18 protein-coding genes are annotated in these 18950 nt (G+C 41.7%); all 18 read right to left on the bottom strand.

Annotated elements, in window-relative coordinates; all coding sequences use genetic code 11:
* Positions 1 to 6: 6 nt before the first annotated feature.
* Positions 7 to 1008 (bottom strand): S-layer homology domain-containing protein, encoded by a 1002-nt coding sequence (locus ACYQ1I_RS07755; RefSeq protein ID WP_459764010.1) that lies wholly within the window; start codon positions 1006 to 1008, stop codon positions 7 to 9.
* 210 nt (positions 1009 to 1218) lie between these two features.
* Complete coding sequence (locus ACYQ1I_RS07750; protein WP_459764008.1) at positions 1219 to 2157, bottom strand: MerR family transcriptional regulator; 939 nt, start codon at positions 2155 to 2157, stop codon at positions 1219 to 1221.
* 71 nt (positions 2158 to 2228) lie between these two features.
* Positions 2229 to 3083: a MurR/RpiR family transcriptional regulator gene (locus tag ACYQ1I_RS07745; protein WP_459764006.1), complete on the bottom strand. Its 855-nt coding sequence runs from the start codon at positions 3081 to 3083 to the stop codon at positions 2229 to 2231.
* Positions 3084 to 3201: 118 nt separating this feature from the next.
* Positions 3202 to 4044 (bottom strand): PHP domain-containing protein, encoded by an 843-nt coding sequence (locus tag ACYQ1I_RS07740; protein ID WP_459764004.1) that lies wholly within the window; start codon positions 4042 to 4044, stop codon positions 3202 to 3204.
* 22 nt (positions 4045 to 4066) lie between these two features.
* Positions 4067 to 5464: a PTS transporter subunit EIIC gene (locus ACYQ1I_RS07735; protein ID WP_459764002.1), complete on the bottom strand. Its 1398-nt coding sequence runs from the start codon at positions 5462 to 5464 to the stop codon at positions 4067 to 4069.
* A 33-nt stretch (positions 5465 to 5497) separates the two neighbouring features.
* Positions 5498 to 7153 carry a penicillin binding protein PBP4B gene (pbp4b, locus tag ACYQ1I_RS07730; protein ID WP_459764000.1) on the bottom strand — a complete coding sequence of 552 codons (1656 nt, stop codon included), beginning with the start codon at positions 7151 to 7153 and terminating at the stop codon, positions 5498 to 5500.
* A 189-nt stretch (positions 7154 to 7342) separates the two neighbouring features.
* Complete coding sequence (locus tag ACYQ1I_RS07725) at positions 7343 to 7837, bottom strand: MgtC/SapB family protein (protein WP_459763998.1); 495 nt, start codon at positions 7835 to 7837, stop codon at positions 7343 to 7345.
* 115 nt (positions 7838 to 7952) lie between these two features.
* Positions 7953 to 8687: a GntR family transcriptional regulator gene (locus tag ACYQ1I_RS07720; RefSeq protein WP_459763996.1), complete on the bottom strand. Its 735-nt coding sequence runs from the start codon at positions 8685 to 8687 to the stop codon at positions 7953 to 7955.
* Positions 8688 to 9085: 398 nt separating this feature from the next.
* Entirely contained in the window at positions 9086 to 10942 is a 1857-nt protein-coding gene (locus ACYQ1I_RS07715; RefSeq protein ID WP_459763994.1) for an LTA synthase family protein, read from the bottom strand.
* Between the two features lie 93 nt (positions 10943 to 11035).
* Entirely contained in the window at positions 11036 to 11776 is a 741-nt protein-coding gene (locus tag ACYQ1I_RS07710) for a TIGR03915 family putative DNA repair protein (protein ID WP_459763992.1), read from the bottom strand.
* Complete coding sequence (locus ACYQ1I_RS07705) at positions 11776 to 13083, bottom strand: putative DNA modification/repair radical SAM protein (RefSeq protein ID WP_459763990.1); 1308 nt, start codon at positions 13081 to 13083, stop codon at positions 11776 to 11778. The genes ACYQ1I_RS07710 and ACYQ1I_RS07705 overlap by 1 nt, the downstream gene beginning before the upstream one ends.
* Positions 13084 to 13266: 183 nt before the next feature.
* Positions 13267 to 13884: a bifunctional phosphoribosyl-AMP cyclohydrolase/phosphoribosyl-ATP diphosphatase HisIE gene (gene hisIE / locus ACYQ1I_RS07700; protein WP_459763988.1), complete on the bottom strand. Its 618-nt coding sequence runs from the start codon at positions 13882 to 13884 to the stop codon at positions 13267 to 13269.
* Complete coding sequence (gene hisF, locus ACYQ1I_RS07695; RefSeq protein WP_459763986.1) at positions 13881 to 14648, bottom strand: imidazole glycerol phosphate synthase subunit HisF; 768 nt, start codon at positions 14646 to 14648, stop codon at positions 13881 to 13883. Before hisF ends, hisIE begins: the two co-directional genes overlap by 4 nt.
* A complete protein-coding gene (hisA, locus tag ACYQ1I_RS07690) occupies positions 14645 to 15355 on the bottom strand; it encodes a 1-(5-phosphoribosyl)-5-[(5-phosphoribosylamino)methylideneamino]imidazole-4-carboxamide isomerase (RefSeq protein ID WP_459763984.1) in 711 nt (236 codons plus the stop codon). Before hisA ends, hisF begins: the two co-directional genes overlap by 4 nt.
* Complete coding sequence (gene hisH, locus ACYQ1I_RS07685) at positions 15352 to 15957, bottom strand: imidazole glycerol phosphate synthase subunit HisH (protein WP_459763983.1); 606 nt, start codon at positions 15955 to 15957, stop codon at positions 15352 to 15354. The genes hisA and hisH overlap by 4 nt, the downstream gene beginning before the upstream one ends.
* Before the next feature lie 25 nt (positions 15958 to 15982).
* Entirely contained in the window at positions 15983 to 16567 is a 585-nt protein-coding gene (gene hisB / locus ACYQ1I_RS07680; RefSeq protein WP_459763981.1) for an imidazoleglycerol-phosphate dehydratase HisB, read from the bottom strand.
* Positions 16564 to 17649, bottom strand: coding sequence for a histidinol-phosphate transaminase (gene hisC / locus ACYQ1I_RS07675; protein WP_459763980.1), 1086 nt, complete (start codon positions 17647 to 17649; stop codon positions 16564 to 16566). The genes hisB and hisC overlap by 4 nt, the downstream gene beginning before the upstream one ends.
* Entirely contained in the window at positions 17630 to 18943 is a 1314-nt protein-coding gene (gene hisD, locus ACYQ1I_RS07670; RefSeq protein WP_459763978.1) for a histidinol dehydrogenase, read from the bottom strand. The genes hisC and hisD overlap by 20 nt, the downstream gene beginning before the upstream one ends.
* Between the last annotated feature and the right edge of the window lie 7 nt (positions 18944 to 18950).

The following is an 18950-nucleotide window of genomic DNA, read 5'->3' as shown; positions in this document are numbered from 1 at the left end:
TCCCTCTTAATTAAAATAACCAAACCCATAATCCTCAATAACCCCCGTTATATAATAGTGCTTCTCTTGACCTCTTTTTTGAATCGTGATTCGATAAGTAATTTCCTGACCATTTTTAAAATTGAAGCCGGCCATTGGTACATGAATTATCTTATTACTCCACCCTTTAATAAATGTCCGGTCTCTCCATACAGTCATATCTTGTTTGTATACACCCTTTCCGTCAAAGGCTTCCCAATAATTTAACTCAGGAAAACTAATACACTCCGCCTTAAACAGATATTCGTCGGTATATTCATCAATATTAGCTATCTGGATTGAAAAAACATCTCCTCCCCCTCTAAACATGACATTAGGCTCAACACTTAACTCCGGCTCCACAAAGCCTTCAATAGCACCAGCCACCGGCAGCACTTCTCCTGCCTGTACCTGGAGCATTCTGCTAATAATTGTTGCCGCCTCACCCCGGGTCATATTACGGTCGTAACCAAAGCTGCCATCGGCATATCCATTTACAATATTTAATTCAGTGATAGCATTGATGTATCCCCGGTACTTAACAGGAGTTTGAATGCTATCGCTATAGTGGGTATTCCCTTCTATCGGAGCCAGCTCCAAACCTCGGGCAATCATCCTTGCCATTTCTCCCCTGGTAATCGGGCGGTTGAAGTCGGTACTTGAAAACTCCCCTGGTACTACCAGACTGGCATTTAGAGCGGCATTGATATACATTTGATACCAGGGGCCATCATCAGGAACCATTTCCAGCTCCATCACCTGGGTGACGATCGTTATAAATTCGGCTACGGTAATATTATTATTTGGCTTAAAGGTGCCATCGGCGTAACCTTCAAATATACCCTTTTCTGTCAGCTTCAGTACAAACTCCCTTGACCAATGATTGGTTAAATCCCTGAAGCTGTTTTGTTGAGCTGCCTCTACGGTCGCTGCTGCGGGTACCATTAGAATAGTGATTAATAATACGATTATAAATTCCTTATGTTTCATGCTCCATTTTCCCCTTCCTATTTCTACAATTTTATATAAATTCTACTATAATAATACTATGGTACCATATTATTACACTTTATGAAACTTAAAAAGTTATATTTTATCTTAAAAGTTTAAAGTATAGTGATTACCGCCATGGTCTGATACTAAAAATAGCAACAAATATGTAAAAAAAGAACAGTCAATTAATTGGCTGTTCTCTGGTCATTATTTTTTAAATTGTATATTACCTTCTGAGTCATAGCTTAGCCCCAATTCATCATTAAGCCTTTTGAGGCGTTTTTGGTACTGATCATAATCTTGACTTAGAATACACATATTTTTAATAAATAGATCGTAATAACCAATTTCACTCATCCGTTTTTTAATTGGCTCGTTTACCTGTTTCATTTTATTGTGTAATTCCTGGAAGCTCTCTTTGGCAAGGCTTACCTTAATAGCTTCCATCGTTTCTGTTTTTATATCCTCGAACTCCTGTTCAGATGCCTTAAGCAGCCTGTCCATTCTAGCCTGATTATATTGGGTCATCTCCTCCAGATCTTCCTCAGACATTTGGGCTAAAGCTTTTTCATATTCATCAGGGTATTTTATCACTTCTGGCTTGTCTAAAAAGTGAATGAGCTCTAACCACGCCCGCTTTTTTTCTTCAGTATCAATTTCTTCATTTAAAAAGGGAGCAAAATGAAGGGTTAGAATTTTTCCTAAGGCGCCGGGAAAGATCCTCAACAGCTGTCTTTTCATGTAGCCGTATTTTTCCTGATCCTCCAGCTCCAGGGCATCTTTTAGTTTTTGCAGCTTTACAGTATATTCCTTGGGGGATAAGGTAGGTTTTGCTTCCTGGATTAAATCCTCTATTAAAACCTTATTGGTTTCCAATCGATCCATTTTATGCTTGATTTTTTCCAGATGAAGCGTTAGTATTTCCCTTAATTGATCAGGCTCATTGAGGATTTTCTTAATTTCACTCACACTAAAATCAAGCTGTCGAAGCAGGGAAATTTGCATTAAACGTGAAATTTCATCAGGCCCAAAATTCCGATAGCTGTTCTCCTGATCAACAGCAGGGGTAATTAGTCCTTCCTGCTCATAAAAGCCTATGGCCCTTTTTGTTAACCCTGTCAGCTTCATAACTTCACTGATTTTCATCATAACCACCTCCTATAGACAGTGTAATACGTTACCTAAGGGATCGGTCAATGAAAAATATAAAAAAGCTGCTACTTATCCATTTTAAATTCTTTAAGAATATCACTGGTTTGTTGAATATATCCTGGAATGGTCGAAAAGTTACTCTTTACTATTCCTATAAAAAGTATATCAACAATAGTAAGCTGGGCTATTCTTGAAGCAATGGCTCCCATTCTAAGGGTTCTTTCAACTTTAGTTGTATATATTTTTATATCTGCAAGATCACTTATAGGATTTTTACCAAATCCCGTAACTGAAATTGTTTTGGCTCCCCTTTGTTTTGAAATCTCCATGGCTCTATAGGTCTCTATGGTCTTACCACTATGAGAAAAGGCAATCGCAACATCTTTATTGGTAATGTTAGCAGCAGATACAAGCTGAAGGTGAATATCTGTGTGGATATAAGCAGGCATATCTATCCTAACTAGTTTATACTGAAGGTCTTGTGCGACTAAAGAAGAGCCTCCAACTCCATAAATATTGATTCTTCTTGCAGAGCTTATAGCTTCTATTGCATCGACTAATGCTTTTTCATCTACAAGCTTTACTGTATTTTTAATAGCACTTATACTTTCAGCTGCAAGTTTATTTACAATATCATTCATTGAGTCATGAATAGTTATTTTTTCGTATATTTTGTCCTCGTTAAGTTCATTATGATGTACTTCCTTTGCCAGGGCGATTTTTAGTTCTTGAAAGCCTTCATATCCGAGCTTTTGTGAAAATCGGATTATGCTTGCAGGGCTGGTATTAATAAGATTTGCAAGCTCAGATGCAGTTGAATTGTAAACCCTGTCTACATTACCTATTATAAAGTCAGCTATTTTTTTTTCAGATGAGGTAAAATCATTTTTCAGATTGTTTATTCTAGTAATACTGCTCATAGAAGAACCTCCAAGTTTTCAAATTATCATGTAAGTATTATATCATTCAATGTGTATTAGTAAAACACTGTATCATGAATCAACTTTGAGGTTATTACTTCAGCTGGTTAATATTTTACTATTTATTTTTTATATATGGCTTAAGATTATCATAAACCTCATCAGGTAACCAAATACCACAAATAGGAGTTTTCAACTTATTGTAGTCTCCATGATAGTCTGAACCGCCCGTGAACAGTATATCTTTTCTATTTACAATATTCATTAGCTCAGTTTTAACTTCGTGGTCATTAGCAGGATGGTATATTTCAATTCCATCCAGTAATTCGCTGTTTATAAGTTCGCTATATAGCGCTTCATCCTTCTTCTTGATTTTACCAGGATGGGCTAATACTATGATACCATTATTTCTCTTAATTAGCTTACATATCTGATGAAAATCATAATAGCTGTACGAATCCTCTACATAGTAAGGCGCATCCTTACCAAAAAAGGCTTTTAATGAACTCATAATCTCCTCTTGCTCTAAATATCCGTATTTAGTAAGGGTCTTAAGAAGCTTAGCTCTATATAATGGGCCGCCATGACTTTCTTTAAAAAACTCTTTTTCATCGATTTCAATGCCGTTTGCCTGCATTAGTTTAATTTCCTGCCTTGATTTGTTATTTAGATGATTTAGTAGGTTGCTAGAATACTCCCTTAGCTCTTCAGACTGAAGGTCTATATCATAGGCCAATACATGGAATTTAAGATTATTCTCAACGGCTGTAAATTCAACAGCAGGTATGAACGGAATAGAATATTCTTTACTCATCTTATTGACAATTTCAAGGCCTAATGTAGTATCATGATCAGTAATTGCCAGCGCAGAAAGGCAAGCCTTCTGCGCTATTTCAAAAATTTCTTCAACCTTAGCACTACCATCAGAGAAAACTGAGTGCATATGAAAATCAAACTTCATAGCTATCCCTCCAAGTTTATTACTATTTGATGTTAAGAACTTCGCTTAATACACTATTTTCTTCTACAGATACAGTGTCATCAACCATATCTTCCCATTTTGTGAAATATGTTAGAACAAAACCACCTGCATAGGCTAATAATGTACCAATTAAATAATTTAAAACCATGTCAGAAGGGATTAATAATGTTAAAGGTAAGCCAGATAATCCAATACCAATTGATGCAACCTTAGTTAATGATATATATGCACCACCCACCATTGAACCTAGACAAGCAGTTAAGAATGGTTTGCCTAGTGGTAAAGTAACACCAAACATTAGAGGTTCACCAATTCCTAACATACCAACAGGTAATGAACTACCAATGATCTTTTTAAGTCTCTTGCTTTTTGTTTTAAAGTAAATGGCCAATCCAGCACCTACTTGTCCTGCTCCAGCCATAGCTAGAATAGGTCTTAACAAGTCAAACCCTGTTTCCTTCAGCAGACTTACTTCAATAGGTGTAAGTGCCCTATGAAGACCAGTCATTACAAGTGGTAGGAATGCACCTGATAAAACAGCACCAATCAGTATGCCGCCTTTTTGAATAGATGTATTTACTACCCAACTAAGTCCACCTGATAGGTATGCTCCCAGTGGATGGAAAATATATAGGCTGCCAAAACCTACTACTAAGAGCACAATTGTAGGTGTGGCGATTAAATCAATTACAGAGGGCATAGCTTTTCTAAGTTTCTTTTCGAGCCAAGCACCAAATATAACAGCTATTAATACAGCAATGATTCCACCGGCTTCAGGAACTAGGTTTTCGCCGCCTATGACTACTTTTTCAAGGCTAGAAGAGCTCAAAATACCTGCTATAGCACCACCTAATGATGGACTTCCACCAAATTCTTTAGCAGCATTAATGCCAACCATTATATTCATATACGTAAATATTGATTTACCTATTACAGATAAGATACTATAAGTATTCTCATTAATCCACTCTTGATTTGAAAATATTTTTGCTAGTCCATATATCACTCCACACCCAATGAATGCTGGTATTAGTGGTATAAATATATTAGATAAATGCCTTAGAAATAATTTAAACGGAGTACTATTTTTTGCTTTAAGCTCTTCTTTTCTTACTGTAACTTCATCTTCAACTCCTACCTTGATTCCCGTCAGCTTTCCAAATTCAACAGCTACTTTACCAGCTGTTCCAGGCCCAAGTATTAACTGAAGCTGTCCACTTTGTTCTACAACACCCATTACTCCATCAACTTTGTTAAGGGCTTCTTTACTGATCAGGTTTTTATCCTTAATAACTAACCTTAACCTAGTTGCACAATGTGTTACAGATAAAACGTTTTCCTTTCCGCCGACCTTTTCTAAAATATTCTCACTAATTACCCTAGCATTTGAGCTAGCCATTTAAATAACCCCCTCATTTTTATATTTGATAGTTTATTTACGCTCTAGCAGTGCTTCATAAACTAGAGAAACTATACTCCCATACATTCCTGTTTCATATACGTCACCTTCAAAGCTGTCGTCATTACAAACTGAATGTTTCTTATTAGTTAAAAGAACGATGGCCATATCATGCTTAGGGTCAATTTGTGTAAGTGTTCCAGTCCATCCTGTATGACCGATTGCTATATTACTAGCATAGGGACCAAACTGCCATACCTTATCTGTGTTTCCAGCTCGATTCCATCCCAATCCAAATGTGATATCGTTTTCAGATGGCTTAGTAAACTGATCCAATACTTCCTTATCAAATATTTGAAGGCTGCCATATCCTCCTCGGTTTAAAATTATTTGACATAAAACAGCCATATCTGAAGCGGTAGAAAATAGCCCAGCATGTCCTGAAACTCCACCCATTGAATAGTAAGCCTTCTCATCATGAACCTCACCTTGAAGGGTATAGCTTCTTATACTTGGAAAATCTCTTGATCCTCCCCTTGTATTCCCCATGGTTTCTGTTGCTGCACAGTCTTTTTTTTCAAATCCTTTTTCTAGCGGGTTAAATACTGTATGGGTTAACCCTAAAGGCTTATATATGTTGTTCTCAACATATTCATCTAATCTAACACCAGTAACATTTTCAATGATATATCCTAAAAGCATGTAATCAGTGTCACTGTAGATCGTTTTTGTTCCAGTCGGATATTCTAATGGCGCCTTTTCTAAAAGCTGTAGTGTTTTTTCTCTATCGAGAGAATGGAACGCTTCACCATAAGGATTGTCTGGCATATAGAATTTAATGCTCGCTGCGAATCCAGCTGAATGAGTTAATAAATCTCTAACCCTAATGTTTTCTCTTGTTTCACCAGTAAAACCTGGAATATACTTGCATACTAAGTCGTTTATAGCGATTTTCCCTTCACTGACAAGTTTTTGTATAGCTAAGTTAGTAGCATACATTTTAGTATTAGAAGCGAGGTCAAATAAAGTGTCCGTGTCCATAGCTTCAAAATCATTAAGTATCTTATCGCCATCGTATTTAAGCTTGTATCCATATGCAGTATTTTTGATGATTTTTCCATCCTTCATTATTAACAACACAGCACCGGGAAAGCCTGCTTTCACTTCTTTATTAATAAGCTTATCTATTTGAGCTAATTTCTTCTCTGAAAATCCAACGTCTTTTGGTTTGCCAATTGTAAGTTCGGGATATGGAATAAATATATTTATGTATGAATCCTCAGGTTGGATGTATAAGACCTTCAATGTATTATCTCCTGTAACTGTATACTTGCTTATGTCTATATCAGCTGTTCCATTTTTATCTTTAAGTGCATCATTGATAGATACTAATTTACCATTTACATATACAGAAGCTGATTGTGCACCATGATTTTCTACAATTATTTTGCCTTGACCCTCATATCCTTTAAATACCCTCCTACCTTGAGCATATAGCCGATTAGTAGGCTCTTCTTCAGGAAACCTAGGATCAATTTGAGAATCAACAGGTACCTGATTGACTAAAACTTGCTGTTCATCTGTTATACTACTGATGTTATAATCTACTGCATACCCAGTCAGGCTAGTAGATAATATTAAGGCAAGTAGTAATAAGACTAAAAGCTTTGATTTAAAACGCTTGTTCATGTACATCCTCCTCTTATATTTATTTAATTGCTATTAAAGCCTTTTTTATATGACCCTTGCTTAAAGTAAGGTTTTTTTGTAGCGGTAGCTTCTATATTTTGATGATAGTCATAGTGAAATGTTTTGAAAAAAAAATACTAAAAAACTAATCACTCAATGAAATTTTATTTCTTTATACTTCAAAAAAAATTATATGCTATTTTCGTTTTGTTGTTCTTTGTAACTACTTTTACTCTGTATTCTAAATTTAACTCTCTTTAATATAACCAGTACGCAGCAAACTCCAATAGCAGATACTATACTTAGAAAATAATAACCCATACCTGTGGCGATACCAATACATGCCACCACCCAAAGTGTAGTGGCAGTTGTAAGTCCTGTAACAGAACCTTTGTTATGTATTATTGAGCCGGCACCAAGAAATCCTACACCAGATACAACTTGTGAAATAAGCCTGCTACTATCTGCTTTAAGGGCATTAGATAGTTGTGGAAACGTTACCATCATATTTATTGAATCTTCAACTATGAGTACTTGAATTATAGCAATTATTGCTGCCCCAACACATACCAGTATATGTGTAATAAAGCCGGCGGGCCTATTTTGATATTCTCTCTCATAACCAATAAGCCCTCCAACAAAGATTGAAAGAACAAAACGTAATAATATTTCGTATCTACTCACAGATATCACCTCAAGGCCTATGTAATAATATTAGCAGCTTTTACTCATTTCATTGTAATTGTCAATATCATTTTTTGTCCCCTAATTCTGTTTCTATGTTATTTTAACTTGTCCATTAAGGAGTCAGTATGATCTCGTACTTATACTTATCACTTCTGTATATACATTTTGTATATTCAATTACTCTGCCGTCTACTAAATATGATTTCCTTTTGAATAATAAAGCCATTGTATCCTTCGGTATCATTAACATGCTACTTTCGTACTCATCAGGAATTATTGGCGCTATACTTTGTTTGGCATAGTCCATAACATAGTTATAGTTTTCACTCAAAAGCTTATATAAAGAATTACCTTCAATTGTTTCCTTTGTGATATCTGGACACATATAATGAGGTATACATACTGTCTCCAAGGAAAATGGCTCATTCTCAATAATCATTAATCTTCTTATTTCGATTATTAAATCGTTATCATCAGTCAATTGTAAATGAGCTTTAATTTTCTTAGTTGCTTTTTTAATATTGAAGGATAGAAGTTTAGTGCTTGTTTTTAAACCCTTCTCCTCCATTTCCTCAGAAAATCCTTTTAATTTGGATATTTGGCGTCTTTCTTTTGGTTTTGATACAAAGGTACCTTTTCCTTGCTCTCTATATAACAATCCTTCATTCACTAGGGCCATTATGGCCTTTCTAGCCGTCATTCGGCTTATGTTATGTAATTTACATAATTCAAGCTCAGGGAGGATAGGATCGCCTGGTTTCAACTCTTCATTTTCAATCATCTCAACCAAACTCTCCTTCAGTTGATAGTAAAGGGGCAAAGCACTTTGCTTTGATACTTTTTTCAAAAAACATCACTCCTATAGTTGTACTGCATTTGTTATGTTGTATATACAATTATAAGGAAGCTTGTTTTTTTTGTCAAGTATATCTAGTCTATTATTTTATATTTTCTTGTATAATAGGCACTTTTTACCACCTTGTCAACGATTCCATACCCTCACCCTGGGTAATGGCCCTTAACGTAGTCCTTCAATCGAAAATTCATTTTGCATTCGCCCTTCATTTTTACGCTTGATGCCATAGAGCTTTAACAAAGCTTGTATCGAGTTTCCATAGCGAAGCCACTATATTTATGAATTCTGCTACCCAAAGCCCTTTCAATTTAGAAAGGGAGCAGCTGTAAAAAGCTGCTCCCTCTTTGATACATATATTTTTATTTTAACTTTTTATCCATTGACAGTCTCTAATGTTCCCAAAAATGTTTATTTTTCATCATAATTAGGTTATTCTCCAAAATATACTCTGAAAGCTGAATTTCTGCCATGGCCCGTTCATAGCCGGCTCGGCACTGTTCAATATCAACAGGTTCACCCGTTTTTATATTCCAGGCCTTACTATTTTCAAAAATCCCATCCCGGGCCATAATAAACATCACATCATCTTGAATAAAGGAGCCCTTAGCTGTGTGAATTTGGTTGAGGGCAAAGGAATCTGTAGTGTTCAATAAATCCCTGCCAATAAGGGTGAAGGGGCTTATATCGATCCCCATCAAATTAGCCACCGTTGGCAGAAAATCCACTTGACCTCCAACTCGGGTAATTTCTTCTTGTATGCCTGAATTAGGCACATGTATAATCAGAGGTACCCTTAGCATTTCATCCTCTAAATACTCCTTGCCAAGAAATTCCTCTATATGGGCCGAGCTTTCTTCATCATGGAGCTTAATACCATGGTGATCACCATAAATAATAATGATGGAGTTTTCGTAAAGGCCCGCCTCCTTGAGGGCTTCTATAAATTCCCCTATGGCCCTGTCAAGGTAATTAACTGTTTGAAAATATCCACCCAAAATTGTATCCTGATAGGTTTCATCCAATTGCAGTCCCTGATCCTCCTCCTCAATTGTATAGGGGTAATGGGAGGTAAGGGTGATATAAAAGGAGTAAAAGGGTTCTTCAAAGGATTTTAAATGGGTGATGGACTGCCGGAACAGAGAACGGTCGCTTAAGCCCATCCCAATTATTTCATCCTCCTCCAAATCCTCAAGACTTATAAAATTATCGACCCCCAAGGTGGGATAAAAGTTATTTCGGTTCCAAAAGCTCTCTTCATTACCATGGAAGACTGCCGTTTGATAGTTTTGCCTTTTTAACAGCTTGGGAAGGCTCACCAGGTCCTTTTCTTCATATTGCTTATAGCTGAAATTTTTCAGGGAAGCATGCAAGCCCGTCTGGGAAACAAATTCGGCATCAGAGGTATTTCCCCAGCCCACCTGTTCATAATATCGAGAAAAGAAAAAGGAATCATTTTCTATCAGATTATTTAATACAGGTGTAATCCATTGCCCGTTTGTCTGTTTTTGCAGTACGAAGCTCTGCAGTGATTCCGCCTGAATTACAAAGACATTTTTTCCCCGGGCCAGACCAAAATATTGACCGTTATCTCTATGGGGCTCTTCTAAAATTTCCTGTATCATTGTCTCCTCTACAGGATGGGCTTCAACCTGTCCCATAAAGGATAGAAGGTCATAAAAATGGTAATTGATCATTCCCAGGTTAAAGGGGGTATAATAGCCCTCTTCCCTGCCAGGTAAGCCACTGCTTCCACCCCAGGCAGAGAAAATCATTAATATGATCACCAGATAGGTAATTAATCTATTTTTACGCTTTAATTCAATTGGTACCCAGGCCTCTTTCCTGGCAATGATGAATAGAAGAATAACATCGCCAAAAAATAACAGGTAATCAAGCCGCAGCAGGGAGCCTACACTGCTGGAAACGCCCTTCAGGTGCTTGGCCTGGTAAAAGATATGTACCGGAAGCAAGGTATAAAAGTGGCTGAAATACATGGTGTTGGCAAAGAAAAGAATAGACAGAATTAAATGGGTGCCCAGTAGGAACTTGATCCTTTTAGGCTGCCTCACCATGTTTACCAGCAAATAGATGCTGGCAGCGGTTAATCCATTTAATAGGGTAATTTGCCAATAGCCTTCTGTAATTCCCATAAAGCGATGAAAAACCATCAGCTTTAGCACCGTAATGATCGTTAAAAAAATCACTTCCCGATAGGGTCTGAGATCAATGAATCGTTTATTTGTCATACTACCGCCTCCGTAGACTTCAACAATCTTCCAACCTACATTTTAACACAAGTGATGGGAAAGTAAAAGTCTACTCTGATTTGACGGTATTGTCTATTTTTGTTTTTCCGTTAAATGCTTCCAATATCGGGCTGGCATCAGGCTTCTTTGGAGTTTTGGATTTCGCCTTTCAGGAATGGCAATATGCTTAAAATAGGTTTTCCATAGCTCCTGGAAATGGGATTCTTCAGCAGCCATTTCAGGAAGCTGCTCCTGGGACACATCGGTAAGAATCCATTCCCGACCGTTATAAAGGGCCCCCAGGCCCCTTTTCAAATCGTGGATTAACCAAGGCTGATCAGCCATTCTCCTGGCAAAATGGGGAGCAATCAGGGCAACAATATTGTGGTCGGGCTCGATGGGGGCATAGTATAGGCCCCTTTCCAACAGTTGAAACCTAACAAGCCCCAGCATTCGATGGGTTTCTCTGCTGACCTTCAGATTGATTTGATGCACAGGCAGCACATCATCATGGATCAGATTAAGGTCTACCTTGGGCCCCAGCTTCCATCCCAGTCTTAAATACCGGTAGATAATGGTTCCCGCCTGGGGCACCTCTGAAAGGAAGACGCCATATACATTTCTTAGGGCCCGTCTTGATATTTTATTGCCTATGGAATGATATACCCGGTCGGCCTTTTCCTGTTGGGTTGTGATAAATCGGGTATCATCCACCAGATTAGGCTGAAAGGTGGCCTGCTGCATGATCTGATCTGGCCTGGGCCCGGTATAATAGGCCTCATATATCGCTGTTAGCAGGCCCTCAAAGGTACCGTCATATAAATAAATAATCATTATAGCTCACCCGTCACAATGGTTTGTATATTTTCCAGCTTGAGGGGTACCAGCTGGTTTAAGAAGGAAAGCTGCTCTCCCTGATCCATTTGAAAGGATTTTTTTACGGGGGGAGCAATTAGACATTGGCGAATTAGGTTTTCCTTCATACCCACCTCACCATAGTATTTTCCTTGACAGGTAATAAAGTACTTTGCCCTTTTCAGCACTACTCCTATTTTCTTCAAGCCATCAAAGCTGATGGGTGCCATTCTTCTGGCGGCAATAATTCGCTGGGCCGATTTCACTCCAATTCCCGGCACCCTTAAAAGCATTTCAAACTCTGCCCGGTTAATCTCTATGGGGAACTGGTCAAGGCTTCTGAGGGCCCAATCAGACTTGGGATCAAGGGCAATATCAAAATTAGGCTGGCTTTCATTTAAAAGCTCCCCTGAGGTAAAGCCATAAAACCGTAAAAGCCAGTCTGCCTGGTAAAGCCGGTGCTCCCTCAGGGTGGGGGGATTGGTAAAGGCGGGCAAATTGGGATGGGTCACCACCGGTACATAGGCGGAATAGTAAACCCGCTTCATTTCATAGCGATTGTATAATCCCTCTGAAAGCCTGAGGATATTAAAATCGTCGTCTCCGGTAGCCCCTACAATCAGCTGGGTGCTTTGGCCGGCCGGCACAAAGGAGGGCGCCCTTCTGAATTGTCTTCTCTCCTCTTGGCTTTGATGAATCTGGTGTTGAATCAGGCCCATGGGCTTGAGAATGGCCTCCTTTTTCTTTTGGGGGGCCAGGAGCTTTAGCCCCTGACTGCTGGGCAGCTCGATGTTTACACTCATCCGGTCTACATATCTGCCGGCCTGGGCGATCAGCAGGGAATCGGCCCCGGGAATCCCCTTCATATGAATATATCCATTGAATCGATATTCTTCCCGCAGAAGCCTGGCGGTATTTAGTAGCAGCTCCATGGTATAATCGGGGTTTTTGGTTACGGCAGAGCTTAAAAAGAGGCCCTCGATATAATTACGCCGATAAAAGTTGATGGTCAGTTCTGCTATTTCCTGGGGAGTGAAGGTGGCCCTGGGCACCTGATTTGACACCCGGTTAATGCAATAGACACAATCGTAGACACATTCGTTGGAAAGTAATATTTTCAGCAGGGAAATACACCTGCCATCGTCGGACCAGCTATGGCAAATCCCACAGGCAGCAGCATTGCCGATTCCTCCCCTTGTATTTTTTCGATTACTACCGCTGGAGGAACAGGAAACATCATATTTGGCTGCATCAGCAAGGATTTTCAGTTTATTTTCCATATCCATCGGGACCCCTCCACCCCATTAAAATTTATCTATATTTTATCATAAATAACGAAAAAATCAAACATATGTTCGATTAATTTTAAAAATATTTTCTTCCATTAGCCTGTCCTGTATTGATCAAATCATGTCATCAAAAAATTATTAAGGGAATGGTATCTGCTGTCAATATCCATTCCCATCAAGCTATCGTCGTTCCTCTAATTCCTTCAATACGGCCTCCAGCGGTATTTCCCGTTCATTCAAAAGCACCAGCAGATGGTACAGTAGATCCGCCGTCTCGTAAACCAGCTCCTTTGTATCGGGATTTTTGGCCCCAATAATTACCTCAGCGGTTTCCTCCCCCACCTTCTTTAGGATTTTATCGATTCCCTTCTCAAAGAGGTAGCTGGTATAGGAGCCCTCCCTGGGCCGGTCCTTACGCTGGGCTATGACCCCATAGAGCTCAAACAAAATATCCCGGTTTAAGGACGCTTCACCGGCATCATACAGGCGATTAAAAAAGCAGCTTCTGGCCCCCGTATGGCAGGCATTTCCCCTTTGAACCACCCAAACCAGCAGGGTATCCTGGTCACAGTCATAGTCTATGGCCTTGACCATTTGAATGTTTTCAGAGGTCTCTCCCTTGTGCCACAGGGCCTGCCGGCTTCGGCTGAAAAACCAGGTTTCCCCTGTTTCCAGGGTTTTTTGAAGGGACTCTAAACTCATGTAGGCCACCATTAAAACCTCTTTTGTATGATATTCCTGCACCACGGTAGGAATCAAGCCTGCTTCATTGTACTTTAGGTCCTTTAGGTCAATCATTTTGACAGCCTCCTCATTTGAATACCCTTTTGGGCTAAGTAATCCTTTAGCAGGGGGATTTCCACCTCTTTAAAGTGAAAGAGGGATGCCGCCAGGGCAGCATCGGCCGCCCCCTCGGTAAAGGCTTCGTAAAAATCCTCCATGGTACCGGCTCCCCCGGAGGCAATAACAGGAATGGTTGCCTGTTGACTGATTTGTCTCGTGATTTCCAGGTCATAGCCTGCCTTGGTTCCGTCCTGATCCATGCTGGTCAACAGAATTTCTCCTGCTCCCAGGTTCTCTACCTTCTTAGCCCATTGAAGGGCATCAAGACCCGTATCCTGGCGTCCCCCCTTGACATAGACATGGTAGCTTCCATCCCTTTGCCTTTTCACATCAATGGCCACCACCACCGCCTGGCTGCCAAAGCGCCTGGCACAACGCTGTATCAGCTGAGGGTCTTTGACGGCGGCTGAATTAAGGGACACTTTATCGGCCCCGCTTTTCAAAACCTCCCGAAAATCCTCCAGGCTCCCAATACCGCCCCCCACCGTAAGGGGAATAAAGACCGCCTCGGCTGTACGCTTTACCACATCCAGCAGGATCCCTCTTTCCTCATGGGATGCTGTAATATCTAAAAAAACCAGCTCATCTGCCCCCTGCCGGTTATATTCCACCGCAGCAGCCACCGGGTCCCCTGCATCAATTAAATTGACAAAGTTTACACCCTTTACGACCCTGCCCCGCATCACATCCAGACAGGGAATAATTCTCCTGGCAATCATTTAAATTCCCCCAATTCAGCTAAGTCAATCCGTCCCTCGTAAAGGGCCTTCCCCACAATAGCTCCTTCAATTCCCATTCTCTGTAAGGCAGTCAAATCCTTTAGGCTGCTTATTCCCCCCGAAGCAATTATCTCGAGCCCGACGGCCCCTTTAAGGTTTTCTAATGCCTCAAAATTGGGGCCCGAGAGCATTCCATCCCGGCTGATATCGGTATAGACAATACGCCTTACTCCTTGTTCCTCCAGCCTCATGGCAAAATCCACGGCTTTGATACTGCTGGTCTTCACCCAGCCTTCGGTGGTTACCAGGCCGTTTTTGGCATCGATTGAAACCACAATTTCTTCAGAGAACCGCTTCAGGGCTTCCTTCAGCATCACCGGGTCCTCCAGGGCCTTTGTCCCCAATATGACCCGTTTGATGCCCAGGGCCAGCCATGCCTCTATATTTTCTAAACTCCGTATGCCACCGCCAATTTGAATGGGAATCGTGGCCGAAGTCACCATCTCCTTTACAATTTCATAGTTCCGGGCCCTTCCCCCAAAGGCCCCGTCCAGGTCCACCACGTGGAGCCACCGGGCACCCTTTTCCTGCCACAATCGGGCTACCTCCTGGGGCCAGTCGTAATAGACCTTTTCTTGATTTTTAAGGCCCTGGGTTAAACGAACACATTTGCCCCCCTTAATGTCAATGGCGGGATAAATTATCATACAATCACCTGCCTTAAATTTGACAGTATTTTCAGCCCCGTTGCCCCGCTTTTTTCAGGGTGAAACTGCAAACCATAAAGATTTTCTCCCTCCACCAGGGCCGGTAAGGGGTTGCCGTAATCCGTTACGGCCTTTACTACTGTGGTATCCTTCACAGCTGCATAGTAGGAATGTACAAAATAGACAAATTCTCCTTCCTCCACGTTCCTTAAGAGGGGGCTTTCTCCCCTGATCACCAGTTGATTCCATCCCATGTGGGGAACCTTGTTTCCCGGTGGAATTTTAACAATATCCCCCGAAAGCAGGGAAAGTCCCCGGCAGGGCTCCCCCTCCAGTCCATATTCAAAGAATAACTGCATCCCCAGACAAATCCCCACCAGGGGTTTACCCTTTTTATATTCCTTGAGAATCAGCCCATTGAGCTGCTGCTGCCTCAGCTGCTCCATGGCATCGGCAAAGGCTCCCACACCGGGAAGAACAATGGCCCTGGCATCGACTATGACCTTTTTGTCGTTGGTTACCACTGCATCAAGCCCCACCTGCTGAAGGGCCTTCTGGGCACTTCTTAAATTTCCCATTCCGTAATCTATTATCGCAATCACACTCACTCCTCCTTAGATTGACCCATCACAGGTGCCCCTTGGTGGATCGAACCCCCTCTATCCGATCATCCATTTCTGCTGCCTCCCCCAGGGCTCTACCAAAGCCCTTAAACAAGCTTTCAATGATATGATGATTATTTTTCCCGTGTAAAAGCTTCATATGAAGGGTGATGCCACTGTTAAAGGCCACGGCCCTGAAAAACTCCTCCACCAATTGTACTTCAAAGCTGCCAGTAAATTCCCCAGTGAAGGCCACATCATAATGAAGATAGGGTCTGCCGCTAATATCCAGTGACACCATGGAAAGGGCCTCATCCATAGGAGTGAAGGCCGTTGCATAGCGCTTTATTTTCGCCTTATCCCCCAGGGCTTCCTGAATCCCCTTCCCCAGTAAAATCCCCACATCCTCTACGGTATGGTGATAATCCACCTCAAGGTCACCCAGGGCTTGAATTTCCAAATCTAAAAGACCATGGCGGGCAATTTGCTCCAGCATATGGTTAAAAAAGCCGATGCCTGTATTGATTTTTCTCTGGCCCCCACCAGATAGAACCAGCCTTAAGTCGATACTGGTCTCCTTAGTTTGCCGTTTACCTTCAAATTGTCTCATCCCACTGCTCCTTCCGACATTGGTGTCACATTCAAATATTCATCCAGAAGCCCCAAGAAGGTGTTATTTTCCTTTTCTGTGCCAACGGTAACCCTAAGACAGCCGGCCAGCGGCCCCTGCTCCCCAAAATACCGTACCAGCAGCCCGTTATGGAACAGATGCTCATAAAGCCCCCTGGCCTTCTTCAGTTTAATGAGAATAAAATTCCCATGGCTTTCAAAGACCTCAATTCCCTCAATTTCCCCCATGAGGGCCTCCAGCCGCCTTCGTTCTGATAAAATTTCCTCGATCATTCCTTCCAGGGCGGCCTTGTTTTCCAAGCAGACCAGGGCAGCCTGCTGATCTAAACTGCTGACATTGTACGGGGGCTTAACCCGATTTAATATATCAGTGACTTCCCTTGAGGCAATGCCATAGCCCACTCTGGCCCCAGCCAGGCCGTAGGCCTTGGAAAGGGTTCGTAAGACCATTAGATTATGATAGTAGCCGGTCAAGTCTACGACGCTTTCACCATAGAACTCGTAATAGGCTTCGTCTACCACCACCAGGCCATTGGTACATTCAATGATCTTAATAATTTGCTCCCGGGGAATCACTCCCCCCGTTGGATTGTTGGGATTGGTCAAAAACACGATTTTGGGTCTATTTTCCCCTATGGCCCTTAAAAAGCTGGACAGGTTAAATTTAAATTCTTCCTCCAGGGGAACCTCCATGGTTTCACCCCCTGCAATTTGGTTGGAGATTTTATACATTGAAAAGGTTGGGGCCTGGGTTAATATTTTGTCTCCCGGATCAATAAAGGCTTGAAGAATCATGGAAATTAATTGATCTGACCCGCAGCCTACGATTATTTTTTCCGGGCTCACCATTAATTCCTTTCCAAGAACCTTCCTTAGCTCCCGGGCATCGGAATCGGGATATTGATTGACGGGTACCTCCATCAAAGCCCGGCCGATTTTTTGATTAAGCAAATAGGAAGCCCGGGTATTTTCATTGGCATCAAGCCTGATCATCCCCTTCAGCTCCTTCACCTCATAGGGGGTTAGCTGCTGAACACTTTTTTTAACCAATTGATTCATCATGATTATCAAACCTCACTTTTATGGCATTTTGATGGGCAGTCAGCCCCTCCTGCCGGGCCAGGGTCATGATCTCCGACCGAATGGCCCCCAGGGCTTCCCTTTCATAATAGATCACACTGGATTTTTTTATAAAGTCACCCACCCCCAGGGGTGAAAAGAACCGGGCGGTACCACTGGTGGGCAGTACATGATTAGGGCCTGCCATGTAATCTCCCAGGGGCTCAGGGGCATAGTGGCCTAGGAAGATGGCCCCGGCATTTTCAATATGGTTCATTAGCTCAAAGGGCTTTTCCACACATAGTTCCAAATGCTCCGGTGCAATGAGATTCGATAGGTGGGCCGCCTCAATCAGGTCCTTTGTAATAATAATTGCACCATAATCAGCCAAGGACTTTTCGATAATATTTCGCCTTTCAAGGAATGGGACTTGCTTCACCAGCTCCTGCTTAACAGCGGCGGCCATGGCGCTGCTATTGGTGATACAGATGGAGGATGCCAGTTCATCGTGCTCTGCCTGAGAAAGTAAATCGGCCGCCACATAGGCAGGATTGGCACTTTCATCGGCAATAACCAGTATTTCACTGGGCCCGGCAATCATATCAATATCTACATAGCCATAGACCAAACGCTTAGCTGTGGCCACATAAATGTTCCCTGGCCCCACAATTTTATCTACCTTGGGTATGGTTTCGGTTCCAAAGGCCAGGGCCCCCACCGCCTGGGCTCCGCCAACCCGGTAAACCTCTCGGATTCCCAGCTCCCGGGCTGCCACCAGTACCCCCGGATTCACCCTTCCTGTGGCCATGGGGGGTGTCACCATGGTAATTCGCTTTACCCCTGCCACCTTTGCCGGAATGGCATTCATCAGCACCGAGGAGGGATAAGCCGCCGTCCCCCCTGGAACATAGAGGCCTACACTGGACAAGGCTGTAATTTTTTGGCCCAGCACAACCCCCTTTTCCTCATAGGCAAACCAGGAATTTTCTTTTTGGCGACTATGGTAGGCTGTTATCTTTTCTATGGCCAGCTGCAGGGCCTTTACAAAATCCTTAGGCAATAGGTCGTAGGCCTCTTCAAACTCTGCCTCTGAAACAAGCAGGTCTGCCGAGGTTATTGTGACCCCATCAAAGGCCCGGGTATATTCCAACAGGGCACCGTCGCCCCTTTCCATAACACCATCCAGAATTTCCTGTACTTTTTGATTATATTTTTTAAAATCCAGGTCATTACGGGTATTGAACTGCTGCTGAAGGGCCTCATAATCAAGTTGGCTGTACTGATAGGTTTTAATCATTTTTTGT

It is taken from the genome of Alkaliphilus crotonatoxidans (genome assembly GCF_054658015.1).
This window is presented reverse-complemented; position numbering and strand designations above follow the sequence as displayed.

Bases quoted from the DNA above. Each gene is read 5' to 3' on its own strand.
- ACYQ1I_RS07755 (WP_459764010.1), bottom strand. From the start codon at position 1,008: ATGAAACATAAGGAATTTATAATCGTATTATTAATCACTATTCTAATG.
- ACYQ1I_RS07750 (WP_459764008.1), bottom strand. From the start codon at position 2,157: ATGAAAATCAGTGAAGTTATGAAGCTGACAGGGTTAACAAAAAGGGCC.
- ACYQ1I_RS07745 (WP_459764006.1), bottom strand. From the start codon at position 3,083: ATGAGCAGTATTACTAGAATAAACAATCTGAAAAATGATTTTACCTCA.
- ACYQ1I_RS07740 (WP_459764004.1), bottom strand. From the start codon at position 4,044: ATGAAGTTTGATTTTCATATGCACTCAGTTTTCTCTGATGGTAGTGCT.
- ACYQ1I_RS07735 (WP_459764002.1), bottom strand. From the start codon at position 5,464: ATGGCTAGCTCAAATGCTAGGGTAATTAGTGAGAATATTTTAGAAAAG.
- pbp4b (WP_459764000.1), bottom strand. From the start codon at position 7,153: ATGAACAAGCGTTTTAAATCAAAGCTTTTAGTCTTATTACTACTTGCC.
- ACYQ1I_RS07715 (WP_459763994.1), bottom strand. From the start codon at position 10,942: ATGACAAATAAACGATTCATTGATCTCAGACCCTATCGGGAAGTGATT.
- ACYQ1I_RS07710 (WP_459763992.1), bottom strand. From the start codon at position 11,776: ATGATTATTTATTTATATGACGGTACCTTTGAGGGCCTGCTAACAGCG.
- ACYQ1I_RS07705 (WP_459763990.1), bottom strand. From the start codon at position 13,083: ATGGATATGGAAAATAAACTGAAAATCCTTGCTGATGCAGCCAAATAT.
- hisIE (WP_459763988.1), bottom strand. From the start codon at position 13,884: ATGATTGACCTAAAGGACCTAAAGTACAATGAAGCAGGCTTGATTCCT.
- hisF (WP_459763986.1), bottom strand. From the start codon at position 14,648: ATGATTGCCAGGAGAATTATTCCCTGTCTGGATGTGATGCGGGGCAGG.
- hisA (WP_459763984.1), bottom strand. From the start codon at position 15,355: ATGATAATTTATCCCGCCATTGACATTAAGGGGGGCAAATGTGTTCGT.
- hisB (WP_459763981.1), bottom strand. From the start codon at position 16,567: ATGAGACAATTTGAAGGTAAACGGCAAACTAAGGAGACCAGTATCGAC.
- hisC (WP_459763980.1), bottom strand. From the start codon at position 17,649: ATGATGAATCAATTGGTTAAAAAAAGTGTTCAGCAGCTAACCCCCTAT.
- hisD (WP_459763978.1), bottom strand. From the start codon at position 18,943: ATGATTAAAACCTATCAGTACAGCCAACTTGATTATGAGGCCCTTCAG.